This is a genomic window from Bacteroidota bacterium, assembly GCA_013696965.1.
Lineage (GTDB): Bacteria > Bacteroidota > Bacteroidia > JACCXN01 > JACCXN01 > JACCXN01.
Window position 1 is genome coordinate 120,333 of sequence record JACCXN010000044.1, and the last position, 14,423, is coordinate 134,755.

The window sequence follows — 14,423 nt, forward strand, 5'->3', positions numbered from 1 at the left end:
ATTAAAAAATAAAGCGCAACGGTAAGTTTTAAACTTACTGCTGCGCCTCTATAAAGCATTACTGTTTGAAAGGATTTAATTTTCTTTTATCACTTATTTAGGTTGCGAAATGACAGCACAATTAATAATTAGTCCATTATTTTTTAAACCAGCTATTGTTGGATTCACAATACCCATGGCTGCGGGGTCAGGAATAACTAAACCTGCATCTAATAAGGTCTTTAGCTGGTTAAGATCTTTTACACGCTTTCTTTGTCCGGCTGCTATTGCAGCATCTGTCCACAAATAAACATGAGCATCCCACATAGCACTGTAATTACTATTTGCTAGATCATTTTGAGGATCTTGCTGAAAAACATTGTTTGGTTCTAAACCTCCGTCTATGATAGTGGAGTTTAAGCCCTGACGCTCGGGATTATTTATTCCTGTTTCACCATTGGCAACTAATGCAAATCCTCTGTTTACTGACGGATCAGCCAATGTGTTTTTTCCGAAAATTGGCAGATGTTTTAGCCTTTCAGCATAGATGCCATTTTCTATTGTAGCAGGTACCGGGTCAGAAGCATCGGTAACAAGGTGATAAAAGAATTGATTGCCTAAATAAAAACCGTCTGACACCAAAAGTTCTACCTTCATCTCATCGTAATTGATGCTAAGTACCCTGTCCTGTACGCCTGAATTATTGGCGACTTGCGGTGCATTATACACGATGCCATTGGGCAACACTAATAAGGGTGAGTAATTAGCATCTCCTACTGAACCCGGGACTGCTGTGGATGGAGGAAACGCATTGGGTGACCCCTGTATTAAAACTCTTACCGGAGAAAAATCAACCGTACCCATAAATTTTATTTTACCAACTAGGTCAAATGTTACATTTTGAACTGCTTGTGTGCCAATCGCATACTTCATGATAGGTGAATAATTTACGCCAAGGCTTTTTGCATTTTCAAAATCGGATGACTCGGTAATTATATAATATGTTTTCTCCCCGTTGGCTGTCCAGCCTTGCAGCATAGGAAGCGTTACAGACTTAGCAGTCATGTTACTTAAATCCATGTCTATCGCACTTTTCATAAACACTGTTGGATCGGCATCATATTTTCCGCTTGGTTTTTGGGGGTATTGGGTAACAGGAGGATCGGTTTCGTCTTTTTCACAGCCAGCGATTACTACTAAAAAGGTTGCTAAATAAATTATTTTTCTTATCATAATATGGTTTTTTTAGTTATTTTTTTTATTGACTTTTTACTTTAATTATTTCTTTGGCAGCATCATTTTACCATTCATATCTATGCAATCACTATCTTTCATTTGCATGGTTGCACCATCCTTCATTTTAACTGAGCCATCCATCATCACCATTGTTCCATTCTTCATAGTCATGTTTTTATCCATCATCATAGTTTTTGCATCATTTTATGAAGTTAATAAATATTTAAAAAAATTCAAAGTTCTAAAACCTGATTTTCAAGATGAAAACGTATTTCGGAGGGATTGGAGAATAATTAGGGAACCAAGTGAATAGGATGGCGAAGGGATAGGTGATCCATTCAAGTTTGATGGCGGAGGGATTAATAAAAGGCAGAAGCTCTTTTCTTAATTCCCCTCCACGATTTTTATTTCTTCTTCAGTTAAATCGTAGAGTTTGTAAACGAGTTGGTCAATTTCTTTTTCATTCTCTTTTGAGTCTTCGCCTTTTTGTTTTTGTGAAATTATTTTATCTGCCAATTCATTTATTTCTTTTTCTTGTTTATTGGTTGGAATTGGTATTTGCAATGGAGACAATGCTTAACACTAATAATCAAATCTACTGTTCCGGTTTTTGGTGCAAAATGGTTTAACTCGTTTTCAATTAGCTTAGAGTTTAAAACACCAACCAAATATTTTAAATGTTTGCCCGCAGCTATACAAGTACTGTCTAATGTATAAGTTCCCGTTTTATCAAAACTAAAGCGAAGATTGAACCTATTCGTTTTCAAATTAATTTGGCTTTTCAAAATCAAGATAATAATCACAGGCTCTTAATTCTCACCAAAAATCACCCTTATCCTGTCTTTTTTCAGAGCTTGACTTATATAGCAATAAATGTTTTTCAATTGCAGGGTAACTTTCTTTAAGCCACATCCAAGCATCATCATATGGCAGTTCTCCATATCTTGGCGATGGTTCAGCAATATAATTAGCATTTGTTAAGCATCTGAACTAAATGTTCCTGAGCAATCAGCTCATCATAGGTATAAGGTAAAAGGCTTATCTGCAGTGGTGTGTTCGATTTAAAGACGACTTTGTTTTTTTTGCTTTCATATCCCAAAACAACACTCAACATGCTGAATACCAATAATTTAAATATTATTTTATTCGCATAATTATTAACAAAAAAAAGAGGCCATCCTTTTGGGACAGCCTCTATTATTTTATTATACTTAATCCTATCCTTCAATTTAATTTAAAATTTACTTTTTGTTGAATAGGTTTGAATATGGTTGTAAGCACTTTTTATTTCTGAAAGTTGTTTTTCAAGAATACTTCTAAGATCCATTGGAATTTCTTCATCCAATTCATCTTCATAATTCTTGATAGCATTTTCCTCACCTGTAACGGATGCATTTACAATTGCCTCACGACCTCCGTCTGTTAAGGCAGCTTTCATGTCCATCCATACTCTCCAGGTGTCGGCAATAATTCTTGTCCCTGCTTCTTCTGGGGAGGATTTGTCACTGAATGGAAGTAATTCTTGCTGGAATTTTTTGGTCTGTTGAGCATATTTTTCAAAAACAGATTTTAATTCTACGTCTTTAACATTTTTAGCAGCATTCATGTACCCTTCAATTCTTTCGTTGCAAACTTCCAGAATGTGATTTACATCTGATTGAACTTCTTTTTGATTTTTCATGTTATAAAATTTTAATGGTTAGTAATCTTTTTTCTGTATAAAAAATCGATCCAAATATTTTCCTGCAGTCTCTTTACTTGTTAATGCCAATTTACCAAGCTTTTCCCCCTGAAAAGTGCTTATTTCAGTAAAAACGCTCGTGTTTTATAATCATGTGCTAGTGTTTTATTTCCCCTTTTTGAGAATATTTTCCAAAAAATAGATGACATATAAAAATTCGAGCAAATGAAATTGCAGGGTTAATAAAACCTTGTTTTTATTATTTAGATTTCTTGCCAGGGTATTTCATTAAATCTGAGGAAGCCTTGCCCCAAACTGTATAAAAACCTCCATGAATTAACAAGCATTGTTAGGCTGTTCAGACCTGTGGGAGATGAAGCTGAAACAGGCTTATTCATTGGATTAGAAGCCTTAATTGTTAATTAAGGCATGGTATTTTATTAATAATTTTAGATAAATACAAACAGATAGATTGAATTTTTGACAGGTTTACAAAAGGGATAAGGGAAAAGCACCAATTCAAATCTGGAAGCTTTACTAATCAGAATAAAAAAATATAATTAATATAAGTTCATTTTTTAATAAACATCAAGGGCTTATTTAATAACAAGAGCTTATGGAAGTTTCCGAATTGAAATTTTTTTCTGAAAAAACTAGTCCTTTCATTAATTCAAAGGGGATTCAATTGAATTTTTTGAAAAACCAGTTGTTCGTAAAGTTTACATTTGATATGATGGTATTTACAGATACCAGTTGGGAATATATTAACCAGCGGCCGCGCCAAATTGTTCAAGAGATGGCCAAATACCAGCAAATTCTTTTTGTTGAAGAACCATTCATAGACCAAAGCATTCAAAAAGAACATTACCGCGTTATTAAAATAATTGATAATCTTATTGTTATTAAACCAGTGCTCAGGCATTTGGACGATTTGAAAAATGTGATCCATTCCTTATCAAAAAACACCAACATTCCTGTTGGTTGGTTCTCTTCTGCCACTTATTATCCTCTTATAAAAGAGTTTAGGTTTAAAAAGATAATCTATGATATAGAAAATGAACTAATAAGGCCTTCTGATATTATGGAAAGCAATGAGATGAAACTTATAAAAAAGAGTGATATAATAATTACTGGAAGTAAAGCCGAATTTGAATCAAAATCACTTTCACATAACAATGTTCATTGGATTCCAAGTCCGGTTGATGACATCTTTTTGGTGCAGGATAAAGAAATTTCATCCGCTCCTGCCAATCTGGTAAATCCCGAAAGGCCTATAATTGGGTATTGTGGTTTAATTGACAGCCGAATAGATTTTGAGTTTTTAGAGAAAGCAGCCATTAATATGCCATTTGCAACATTTGTTTTAATTGGCCCTGTTTTAAATTCAGGCAGGGAAAAGCTTCCGGAACATAGTAATATTTGTTACCTTAATCTTTCCAAATACAATTCAATGCCTAGTTATTTAAAAGCAATTGATGTGGCCATGGTTCCTATTGCAGTAAATGAAAATAATCGTTTTGTAAGTTCCTCCATTGTTTTAAAATACATGGCTGCCAATAAGCCCATTATTTCTACGGCTCTCTATGATATTGAAAGAGATTATCACCATTGCATTGATATAGTTAGAACTCCGGAAGAATTTTGTGTTACTGCCTCAAGAAAGCTTATTCCAAATCAGGTTGCAAATGAGGAAAGATGGTTCTGTTACAACCAAATACTGAACAGAAATTCCTGGACTGGAACTGCAATGGAAATCCAAAAATTAATTAATGGAAAATAGGGTTATTTGGCCTTACCCACTTTTCTAGAAAGTCACGATTAGTTTCGAATAGCACAACGGAAATGAATAGTGGCAGTTGGGCGGTGCGTGAGGGTGTTTGTTTTTTTCAATAGAGGTGGGATGAAAAATCAATATTCTTCTTGGGAGAGTTAGAAGCTTATTTGCAATTTTTGGTTTGAGAGCACGGCTTGCGGGAATTGCGAATATGCTTTTAACTGTGAAATAGTTTGCATTTCAATTAAAGACTTTTTGGTATTATTGTTCAAGTAACAGATTGATTCCTGTTTCTAGATTACCTAATTCTCTTATAACTATTGCCCAAATTATTTCATCGGAAACGGTGTCATATCCGTGAATAACTTTATTTCTGGTATCAATTATCTTTCTTGCATTAACAATAGGAAAATCTGGATTTGATTAAAGGATTCTGTTCACGGCCTCTCCAATTATTTCAATATTTCTCTCAATCGCTCTTTTTGTTTTAAGGACTCTTTGAAAAACATAAAAGTCTTTTTTATCTGGAAGAAAAACATTAAATTTCTGAAATTGCTTGCTTTATGTCTGCAAGCCAAGTCATGATTTCATTTTCCATAAATCAAGACTTTTGTTTTATCTATTTGTTCTTTAAGAAAGGGATTCCTAATCGCCTTTTGCTCTAATAAATCAATTTGTCTATGAAGTAGGTTTTCTAACTGAAATTTCAAATTAAAATAACTGTCTGAATAGGAAATTGGATCATTTTCTTCAATATCAACTACTAAATCAATGTCACTATCCGGTCTGTACTTGTCCGATGTGATTGATCCAAATGCAAATAAAGTTTTAACCTTGTTCAGATAGCAAAGTTTTTTTATTTGGTCTATATGGGTAGTAATCTCTCTCATAGTCATAAATGTACAAATTTTGTCAATTGTAATCTTAATTTCAGACTATTCTGATTAAAAATCGCAGAAAATGGGGCAGTGGAAATGGCTCTTTTTGTTTTTTTTGCGGGAAAAAATTTATGTGATTTGGCAAAAATAAAATGTGCCATTTCTTGGGATGGCAATATTGATTTTTTAGTGCGTGAGGAAAAAAACAAGCAAGAAGCGATGGCATCTCCAGGTGTTGAAAGTTTGCAGAGAAGTTAACAAATGAAAAAGGCAAAAAAGGCCTGCAAGCCTTTGATACTTTTTGCTCTAAAAGGCTGACGCATAACTGTGCACTTTCTGTTGTGGTTTTTGAGGCCTTTTTTATCTTTTTATTAAAATAGGTAAATTTTTCCTTATTGAAATTTATCTTCAAAAACTTTGAAATAGTATATGTATTGTTTTGGGTTGGATAAGCTGTTCTTTTTTTGCATTAAATTTTTTTCTTCAACTGTATACTATTTTATTCATGCAAATGTTCTTAATTCCCTAGTACTATTGGTTTTTGATTAATCAGGGAGGTAAAACAAATTGCAATGAAATTCATACTCATATTAGTAGCATTATTTACAACTTTTACTTTAATCACTTCATTTTCTCTTCCACCTAAGGAAATAGAATCAAGAATAAACTCACTTGTAGAAAAGTATTTAAGCAATCCGGAGAATGCCGGGTTGTGTATTGGAGTGGTAAAAGGGGATAAGGAAATGTGTTTTTGTTATGGTCAAAAGAATAAATTTACGCAAGCAGCTGTTGATTCGAATTCAATATTTGAGATAGGTTCTATTACCAAAATATTTACATCACTTATTCTTGCCCAGGAGGTTGAGCGTGGCAAAATGAATTTGAAAGACAAGCTCTCTGATTATTTCCCAGGGGGGTTAATTAGTAAGGATTGCTCGGAAATAAATTTACTGCAGCTTGCCAGTCATTCTTCCGGCTTACCTCGCCTTGCAGATAATTTCTGGTCATCCGTTGGCGATAAAAAAAATCCCTATTGTGATTATTCGGAAAAGTATTTGCTTAATTATTTAACCCTTGCCAAGCCTTATTATAAAATTGGAACAAGGTATAATTATTCGAATGTAGGATGTGGCTTGTTGGGATTTGTTTTGTGCAGAAATATGCAGTCCTCTTATCAGGAACTGGTAAATGAGAATGTTTGTTCTCCCTTGGGAATGAAGAACACTTCAGTAAATATAAATAACCTTCAACTTTTAAATCTTGCCTCGGGGCATTCAAAAGGCAGTGTAGTGAAAAACTGGGATTTTCAGGACGCTACGGCAGGGCAGGGGGCATTAAAATCAAATGTACTTGATATGATAAAGTTTATCAGGAATAATTTATACCCGGATCAAAGTCCTTTTAATGGGGCAATAAGACAAACTCAACAGATCCATTTCATAGATTCAATGAATGGAATTCAAACTGGCTTAGGGTGGCATTTAGGCTATTTTTCCAATGAAAAATATTTAGAACATACAGGGGGAACGGGAGGGTACAGGAGTTTTCTTGGAATTATTCCTGAGAGTAAAATAGGAATTGTTGTGCTTAGCAATTCCGATAATGATGTATCTGTTTTAGGAAAGCAGATATTAAAAGAATTTCATAAGAATACATTTTAGGGAAAAATTTTCTCAAAAAGCCTTTTTTTATTTAGCCTCATTTTTTATCACTTATTATATTTCTTTGATAACAGGCATTATTCTATAGAATTATTGGAACTACTAAGAAAGTGACTTTCAGCATTGGTATGGTTTTTTGGGGTTAATAATTGTCAGATTAACTTAAATTAAAAATTATATACATATGAAAAAGTCATTTTTTTTAGCTTCGGTAATCGCTATTAGTTTCTTTCTTTATGCCTGTGAACCAGGTGCGAATGATAGAAACGGTGCGCCTGGAGAAGATGAAACAACAACAACAAATGGTTACCAAGAGGAGCCTAATGGTGCAGTACGCGATAGGACAGATGAAGGTGTAATGCCTGGGGATACCGTGGAAAGATTTGAAGGCACAACGGGTGGATATGGCACCGAAGGCACAACGGGTGGATCTGGTACCCAAGGCACAACGGGTGGATCTGGTACCCAAGGCACAACTCAAGGAGGAGGAAGCGAAACTGAGGGTTATGGCACTCCGGAAGGTAGCCAGGGCACAACAGGAGGGCATAGTGGTCATGGTGGAGCCACAGGAGGAGCAACAGGTCAGGATACAATTGGTAGTCAAGGGACAACTGGAGGAAATAAATAATATTTGAATACGTAATCCAGGATTTTTATTTGTTAATATTAAAAGTCCTGGATTACTTATTAATAGATTATTGGTAAAAAACAATTGAATAGACGATTCATTGACTCAGTTGTGAAATGGAAAAAATCAGTACTTGCTTAAAAAACATTTTCACTTTAGAACTTCGCTCTCTTGCGCTTCTTCGCATTGGTATGGGAGCAGTAATTCTTCTGGATTTATGTATACGAATTACAGATCTCAGAGCCTTTTATTCAGATGAAGGAGTTCTTCCTCTTGAAACCCTTTTTTCATACATTTGGAGTTCCTGGGGTATTTCCATTTATACTATTTCCGGGCTTTGGCAAATTCAGGCGTTGCTTTTTATGGTGTCCGCCTTGTTTGCGTTTTTTTTACTTATAGGGTATAAAACTCAACTCTCCTGTGTTCTTTGTTGGTTTTTCATGCTCTCGTTGCATGCAAGAAACCCATTGATATTGCAAGCAGGGGATGATTTGCTTCGACTGGTTCTGTTTTGGGGTATGTTTCTTCCACTGGGTAACTATTATTCTCTTGATTCATTAACAAAACCAGCACCTTTAGCAAAGCAGGTTTTTAATGTAGCCACGGTGGGTTATTATATCCAGATTTTATCGGTATATTTTTTTGCTGCACTTTTAAAAACCTCCCCTGAATGGAGAAGCGAGGGAACGGCAATATACTATGCATTAAGTCTTGACCAAATGGTATTGCCCTTGGGAAAGTTAATTTATCCCTATCCAAATTTATTGAAATGGATGACACATATGGTATGGTATTTAGAATTGCTTGTTCCTTTTTTATTTTTGATGCCTTATAAAACCTCTTTCTTTCGTAAGGCAGGAATTCTAGGATTAATTTTCCTACACACAGGAATAGCACTTACTTTGTTTGTTGGATTGTTTTATATTATTGGAATAGTTACCCTGTTTGGAACAATTCCTAAGGATTGGGCAGTACGAATTGATAAGAAAATAGTGGGAATCAGGTTGTTTCCTTCCAGCATATTTGAGCAAGGGACTTATGGCATTGGCAAGTATTTTCACTTAAACCGGACTTTAAAAACCCCTTTGAATATGCCTGCCAAAATATTTTTGGTTCCGCGTAATTTTGTATTATCTTCTGTAATTGCCTATACTTTGTTACTAAATTGGCAAACAACAGAATATACTATTAATTATTTGTATCGCTACGATATTGATTTTATTGGACAATTTTTAAGGATAAATCAAAAATGGGGGATGTTTTCACCTGCTGTATTTAAGGAAGATGGATGGTATGTTTTAGCAGCCACAACATATAGTGGACATGTTATTGATATTGGAAGGAAAGGAAAAGCAGTGGATTATAAAAAACCTAAGAGCGTAGTTGCAATAATAAAAAATGACAGGTGGCGTAAATTTATGGAGAACAGTATTGCAGAACGGTATTCCTATATGGGCCCTCTTTATTGCAAGTTTATGTTTAAAAAATGGAATGATGCAAATCCAAAAAACAGAATTAAAGATTTACGGATAATATATGTAATGGAAACAACAGGTGCTAATTACCGTAATGAAGAGCCCGTACATATAGAATTAGCTTTTATTTCCGATTAATTTAGTGTAATATGCTGAAAATTTACAAGTTAAAACAAACCGAATGAAAGAGTTAAAAGCACCAGTGATATTGTATGATGGTGTATGTAACTTTTGCAATGCAATTGTTACTTTTATTATAAAGCACGACAAGGAAAAGAAATTTCTATTTGCTCCTATTCAAAGCAAGCAGGCAAGGTTGTTGTTGCGAAACCTGGGAGAACCATTTGCAAACCTAAAAACTGTTTACCTTGTTGATTCAGGGCAAATTTACAAGAAATCAGGGGCAGTATTTAAAATCGTCCAAAAATTACATTACCCCTGGAAATTGTTATCCCTATTCAAAGTGCTGCCACTTGGGTTTACTGATTATTTGTATAGCTTAATTGCAAAAAACAGATACCATTGGTTTGGCAAAACCAATGAAATAATAAAACCAAATGAAAAAGTAAAGGAAAGGTTCTTAGCAGATTAATCCACCCTTTGTTTTATAAGCTTTACTTTGTTTACCCTGAACAAAATTAGAGAACTTATAGCTAGCGTGGCAAGTATTTTAGAAAAAATAAGCAAATGCAAATCAAGATATGTAATCAATAAATAAGAAAAGCAAAATAATAAAACAGCAACCAGAGAGATTAAAATTTTTTTCATGTTCTTTAAATATATTAATTAGAGAATTGAATTTCTTTTACTTAAAAAGAAGGAATTGGTTTCAATTTTTTTTTTTTACCTTTATGTAAGAAGTTAAAAACAAAATTGTATCTTTGCAGTCCAAATAAAAAAAAGCGCAATAAAATATATTGCGGGGTAGAGCAGGGGTAGCTCGTTGGGCTCATAACCCAAAGGTCACAAGTTCGAATCTTGTCCCCGCTACTAATAAAAAAGCCTTCAAAACTATATGTTTTGAAGGCTTTGTAGCTTTGAGGAACAGGAAAGGAAATGGAGATTAATGAATAGGAGTTCTGCTGGATATACTCATCCACCTATGCCAAAAGAATATGAAAAACTATGAATCCGATCTAAGTAACCTGCTTGGTATGCCTCAACCCAAAGTAAGAAGGTATTTAAAAGAGTATTGTAATAATCGCCTCGGCAGAAAACTCTTTAATGACTTACACTTGGGAAAATTCAAAAAAGATAAAGGCTGTAAATTTTTATGTGCTTACATAGTTTTCCGGCTCTTCGAAAACCTCCACATTTTTAGTTGAATCAGAACATACGGTAATTGTTAGTATTGCCGAATCCGCTGTGATCATCTTTGTTCTATGGCTTTTGAAGCAATATTGAAGGAATCGTGTGATGATGGGATGGGATTTTCACAATAAAATAAGTGTGCTTAAAATGATCTGGACTTTTTGAAATTGGTGGTAAGGTTATTGTTTATTATTTGTTAAGGCGAATGATTAGGTTATAGATTGAATTTATTAAATTCATTTTAATGATTATCAATAATGGAACAAGTAATTTTTAAGAAGCTTTTTCACAGGGGGAATTTTCAAATTGGCATTGTTTTTAGGCGCAATAATGAAATAGTAGAAAAACTAAAAACAATATTTTCACTCTGGAGTAAGACCCACAAATGTTGGTATGTTAAATACAGCAAGGAGAATTACCAAAAACTTAAAGTTATATTTAATGATTCAGAAATAACCATTGAAAAACCGGAAGGGACACATACAGTTTTGGAGCCTGGTTTGGAAACTCACCAAGAAAATGCTCCCATAGAATCCAGCAATGGAATCGCACTTCAGCAGTTAGAAAATGATGAACATAATTCTTTCATAGAGAATGAAGGTTTAAGGGAAGAGCCTACTAGTTTGAAAGCTACTTCTCCACCAAATGTGTTGGCCAAAGGAATTTTAGATATTCAGGAGTCTGGCTTGGAAAAGGACCAGGAAAATGCTCCCGTAGAATCCAACAAGGGAATGGCCGTTCAGGAAATTGAAATTGATGGACAAAATAAAGAACAAGCAGGGTTAAAAGCAAAGTTTGAAGTGCATCCCGATATTGGAAAATATTGGGTGCTGAGTTTGGCTTATTCCAGACCAATAAGCATTGCCATGCTTAAAATCAAGGGTGTTTATTGGAGTAATAATTACAAAGTGTATATGATTTTTCGTCATGTAAACGTAAAGAATAAGGTGGAGGCTTTGCTTGGCATAAAAGATCTTTTGCCTAGTAATTACTATGTAAATGAACAGAATGACAAATTTACTGCCGGGGAAATAATTATCAGTGTATTTCTAAGTGGAAAAAAATGGATGAAAGTTCAGCTCCCGGAAATTGCTGCCATAATTAACCAGGTTAAACGATTACAGGGAAGTAAATATAACATGGATGAAATGGTATATTTGCTTCCCGCGACACCCGGAGTACTTAAAAATTTAGCGATAATTGCAGAACAGTTCGGCATCAAAGTTATAAATGAGCTTCCAAATGGATATGCTAATACAAGGAATGAATTAAACATAAAAAGTATTAAACTTCAGGAGGCCGCAGAAAATTTACGCAAGCAGGTTCCTGCATCGTCAGAGATTTATCTCACTTCAATGCTGGATTATCTATTGGCAAATAATTACAGTCACAATACCATCCGCGTTTACACATCATCATTTATTCAATTTTTGAGGCATTTTGGCTATAAAAATCCTGATGATTTAAGTCAGAATGATGTAGTAAAATATTTAGGAAAAATGATGCTCAAGGGGCTGTCCGCATCTGCGGGTCACTCCCTGGTAAATGCACTGTTGTTTTATTACCGGAATGTATTAAAGCGAGAGCGTTTTGAAATAGATTTACCCAGACCAAAAAAAGAAAAAAAACTTCCAGTAGTATTAACTATGGCAGAGTGCTTTAGTGTTTTTGCTGCCATAAAAAATCCTAAACACAAGTTGTTGTTGCTATTGGCCTATGGAACAGGTTTGCGGTTAAGTGAACTAACGCATTTAAAATGGGAAGACATTTTGTGGGCAGAATATAAAATACACGTAAAACAGGCAAAAGGCAAAAAGGATAGAATTGTAGGATTACCACATTCCATCGTTGTTTATTTAGAGCATTATCGATCACTATATCCGAGTGCAATTTGGGTATTTGAGGGCCAATATAAAGATGAACCGTATAGTTCAAGGAGCGTACAAGCAGTAATGAAAAGAGCCATAACCGAAGCCGGCCTGGAAAAAAATGCCACAGTTCATACTTTACGGCATAGTTTTGCCACACATTTATTAGAATCCGGAACAGATATTCGATATATACAGCAATTGCTTGGTCACAACAGCATACAAACCACAACTATATATACTCATTTAACAAGCAAAGCAGCCAAAAAGATCCAAAGTCCATTAGACAACATGGCACATCAGATAGTAAATAAAAAGAAGCTAGAATAATTAACCCCAATTGTTTAGTAGCTTTAATAAAAACAATTCAAATAAAAATTAATTTACCATTAAATTTTTGCCTAAATTGGCAGAAGCAAAAACAGAAAAACTTTTAAAAAAGTACTATGTTTATTCCGATATTTAAGAGTTATAAGCAAGCCTAGGGGGCTGTGCAGCAAACCCTTGTCTAGCAAGCCGCACCGCCCTTTGCCTATCCTTCTGTATTTTTTTATTTTTCCCCTCACGCACTTTTTTTAATTTAATTTTTGCCATTGCACACAAATGCCACATTTACTTTTGCCCTTCCCGCGAAAACCCTTCCCACCTTGCAAAAGTAAAAGAGGCATTTCTCCCACCCCTTAAACAAAAACCAAAAGTGCCATTATTCTTTTATTGCGTTTGTTTTTTTAATTTTTTTAATAATTTATTTTTGTCTTTAAGAGTTTTAGCATCAGGAACTTTAGAAACAATTTGTCTGACAGTGGTTATTGAAGTGTTGAATTTAGTTGCTAATTCCTGTGCACTGTTTCCTTTTGAAAACAAGGCAATAATTGATTTTTCAAATTCTTGTTTTTTTAATTGTTTTATAGTTTTTTTTCTGACAAGAAATAATTTTGCTCCTTGTTCTCTAATAATAACGAGTCTTATAGCTTCTGGAGTAAGCCTATATTTCATTGCTATTTCCTTTATTGACTTTCCTGCCATATAGGACTTAATAATCTGTTTATTGCGTTCTATTCTTTCATGATTAATTTTATATTTTACTATATTTTCTTTTTTATAGACTTCTATTTCTTTTGTAAGTATTTCAGTATTTCCTTGTATTTTATCACGGAGATAAATAATATACTCCTTTTCCTTCTTAAGCTTAGATTTCACTATATTTATTGAATGAAGTACTGTTGCATGATTTCGATTAAAAACTTGACCAGCTTTTATACTAGTGAATTTTAAATCATTTACTAAGAAATAAAAAATCAAAGCCCGGCAATATACAACTTCTTGTTTTCTAGTTTTAGAAGAAAGTATTTTTGGATTTAGTCTAAAATAATTGCAAACTAATTTGATTAGCTTTTCAGTTTCTTTTTCAGGCGAATTAATTAATTCCATTTAATTAAAGTTTCAATTAAGTTGATTTGCTATTCTTACAATCTTACGCTAAATAAATTAAAAACACATAATAATCCAAAACAAATTAATTTTATAAATTTCCATTATCTAAAGAGTGAATGACTGGAAACAGCCAGCCCACGGGAAAAGCACATTTCCAATTCACACCGCCAACCGCTCAAACCAAAAATTGTAAATAAGCTTCTCCCTTTCCTCCCCAAGAAAATTAAATTAAAAAAATCCCCCCTCAAAAATAAAAAAATACCCAAGTCGCACTAGCCATGCAAAGTATAGTACAGACAATTAAGCACTATTCATAAAAGCCTTTGATAATGCAGCTTTCCAAGCATTAATGAACATAAGGCCAGCTTATAACATTGCATATCCTCAAGTGGCGGTCTAGGTGCTCTATTGCAAAGCCTTTGATTTCTATTAACTTTGCTGCTCGCGGTTTTTGGTTCGGTGCAATAATCGCCACCTGCGTATATGCAAATAACGTTA

At 34.1% G+C, this 14,423-nt stretch carries 12 protein-coding genes, 1 tRNA gene and 1 pseudogene; 8 read left to right on the forward strand and 6 right to left on the reverse strand.

Going from position 1 to position 14,423, the window contains the following annotated elements; genetic code table 11:
* Window positions 1–93: 93 nt before the first annotated feature.
* The 3 genes from H0V01_07465 to H0V01_07475 form a co-directional block, all read right to left on the reverse strand.
* Window positions 94–1,212 (reverse strand): hypothetical protein, encoded by a 1,119-nt coding sequence (locus H0V01_07465; GenBank protein ID MBA2583208.1) that lies wholly within the window; start codon window positions 1,210–1,212, stop codon window positions 94–96.
* A 387-nt stretch (window positions 1,213–1,599) separates the two neighbouring features.
* Entirely contained in the window at window positions 1,600–1,779 is a 180-nt protein-coding gene (locus tag H0V01_07470; protein MBA2583209.1) for a hypothetical protein, read from the reverse strand.
* Between the two features lie 670 nt (window positions 1,780–2,449).
* A complete protein-coding gene (locus tag H0V01_07475; protein ID MBA2583210.1) occupies window positions 2,450–2,896 on the reverse strand; it encodes a PA2169 family four-helix-bundle protein in 447 nt (148 codons plus the stop codon).
* A 616-nt stretch (window positions 2,897–3,512) separates the two neighbouring features.
* Between H0V01_07475 and H0V01_07480 the strand changes: the two genes are divergently transcribed.
* The gene (locus tag H0V01_07480) at window positions 3,513–4,676 is read left to right on the forward strand and encodes a hypothetical protein (protein ID MBA2583211.1); all 1,164 of its coding nucleotides are present in this window, start codon (window positions 3,513–3,515) and stop codon (window positions 4,674–4,676) included.
* Window positions 4,677–4,931: 255 nt separating this feature from the next.
* On the opposite strand, the pseudogene H0V01_07485 reads toward H0V01_07480, so the two are convergent.
* Both H0V01_07485 and H0V01_07490 read right to left on the reverse strand, forming a co-directional pair.
* Window positions 4,932–5,268: pseudogene (locus H0V01_07485) on the reverse strand (DUF86 domain-containing protein).
* Window positions 5,258–5,560 carry a nucleotidyltransferase domain-containing protein gene (locus H0V01_07490; GenBank protein MBA2583212.1) on the reverse strand — a complete coding sequence of 101 codons (303 nt, stop codon included), beginning with the start codon at window positions 5,558–5,560 and terminating at the stop codon, window positions 5,258–5,260. The pseudogene H0V01_07485 and the gene H0V01_07490 overlap by 11 nt, the downstream one beginning before the upstream one ends.
* Before the next feature lie 84 nt (window positions 5,561–5,644).
* Between H0V01_07490 and H0V01_07495 the strand changes: the two genes are divergently transcribed.
* From H0V01_07495 to H0V01_07525, 7 genes are all read left to right on the forward strand, one after another.
* Window positions 5,645–5,806: a hypothetical protein gene (locus H0V01_07495; GenBank protein ID MBA2583213.1), complete on the forward strand. Its 162-nt coding sequence runs from the start codon at window positions 5,645–5,647 to the stop codon at window positions 5,804–5,806.
* A 314-nt stretch (window positions 5,807–6,120) separates the two neighbouring features.
* Entirely contained in the window at window positions 6,121–7,209 is a 1,089-nt protein-coding gene (locus H0V01_07500; GenBank protein MBA2583214.1) for a beta-lactamase family protein, read from the forward strand.
* 184 nt (window positions 7,210–7,393) lie between these two features.
* On the forward strand, window positions 7,394–7,837 hold the full coding sequence (locus tag H0V01_07505; GenBank protein ID MBA2583215.1) for a hypothetical protein: 444 nt from the start codon (window positions 7,394–7,396) through the stop codon (window positions 7,835–7,837).
* Between the two features lie 116 nt (window positions 7,838–7,953).
* Window positions 7,954–9,450, forward strand: coding sequence for an HTTM domain-containing protein (locus H0V01_07510; protein ID MBA2583216.1), 1,497 nt, complete (start codon window positions 7,954–7,956; stop codon window positions 9,448–9,450).
* Window positions 9,451–9,493: 43 nt separating this feature from the next.
* Window positions 9,494–9,904 (forward strand): thiol-disulfide oxidoreductase DCC family protein, encoded by a 411-nt coding sequence (locus H0V01_07515; GenBank protein MBA2583217.1) that lies wholly within the window; start codon window positions 9,494–9,496, stop codon window positions 9,902–9,904.
* A 326-nt stretch (window positions 9,905–10,230) separates the two neighbouring features.
* Window positions 10,231–10,302 (forward strand) — tRNA-Met (locus H0V01_07520).
* Window positions 10,303–10,880: 578 nt separating this feature from the next.
* Window positions 10,881–12,821 carry a tyrosine-type recombinase/integrase gene (locus H0V01_07525; GenBank protein ID MBA2583218.1) on the forward strand — a complete coding sequence of 647 codons (1,941 nt, stop codon included), beginning with the start codon at window positions 10,881–10,883 and terminating at the stop codon, window positions 12,819–12,821.
* Between the two features lie 381 nt (window positions 12,822–13,202).
* Here the strand turns inward: H0V01_07525 and H0V01_07530 are convergent, their stop codons facing one another.
* On the reverse strand, window positions 13,203–13,922 hold the full coding sequence (locus H0V01_07530; GenBank protein ID MBA2583219.1) for a hypothetical protein: 720 nt from the start codon (window positions 13,920–13,922) through the stop codon (window positions 13,203–13,205).
* Window positions 13,923–14,423 lie beyond the last annotated feature (501 nt).

What these genes read in the sequence shown, in the direction of transcription:
- H0V01_07530 (MBA2583219.1), bottom strand. Translation starts at nt 13,922, where the DNA reads ATGGAATTAATTAATTCGCCTGAAAAAGAAACTGAAAAGCTAATCAAA.
- H0V01_07510 (MBA2583216.1), top strand. Translation starts at nt 7,954, where the DNA reads ATGGAAAAAATCAGTACTTGCTTAAAAAACATTTTCACTTTAGAACTT.
- H0V01_07515 (MBA2583217.1), top strand. Translation starts at nt 9,494, where the DNA reads ATGAAAGAGTTAAAAGCACCAGTGATATTGTATGATGGTGTATGTAAC.
- H0V01_07465 (MBA2583208.1), bottom strand. Translation starts at nt 1,212, where the DNA reads ATGATAAGAAAAATAATTTATTTAGCAACCTTTTTAGTAGTAATCGCT.
- H0V01_07495 (MBA2583213.1), top strand. Translation starts at nt 5,645, where the DNA reads ATGGCTCTTTTTGTTTTTTTTGCGGGAAAAAATTTATGTGATTTGGCA.
- H0V01_07505 (MBA2583215.1), top strand. Translation starts at nt 7,394, where the DNA reads ATGAAAAAGTCATTTTTTTTAGCTTCGGTAATCGCTATTAGTTTCTTT.
- H0V01_07490 (MBA2583212.1), bottom strand. Translation starts at nt 5,560, where the DNA reads ATGAGAGAGATTACTACCCATATAGACCAAATAAAAAAACTTTGCTAT.
- H0V01_07500 (MBA2583214.1), top strand. Translation starts at nt 6,121, where the DNA reads ATGAAATTCATACTCATATTAGTAGCATTATTTACAACTTTTACTTTA.
- H0V01_07480 (MBA2583211.1), top strand. Translation starts at nt 3,513, where the DNA reads ATGGAAGTTTCCGAATTGAAATTTTTTTCTGAAAAAACTAGTCCTTTC.
- H0V01_07475 (MBA2583210.1), bottom strand. Translation starts at nt 2,896, where the DNA reads ATGAAAAATCAAAAAGAAGTTCAATCAGATGTAAATCACATTCTGGAA.
- H0V01_07525 (MBA2583218.1), top strand. Translation starts at nt 10,881, where the DNA reads ATGGAACAAGTAATTTTTAAGAAGCTTTTTCACAGGGGGAATTTTCAA.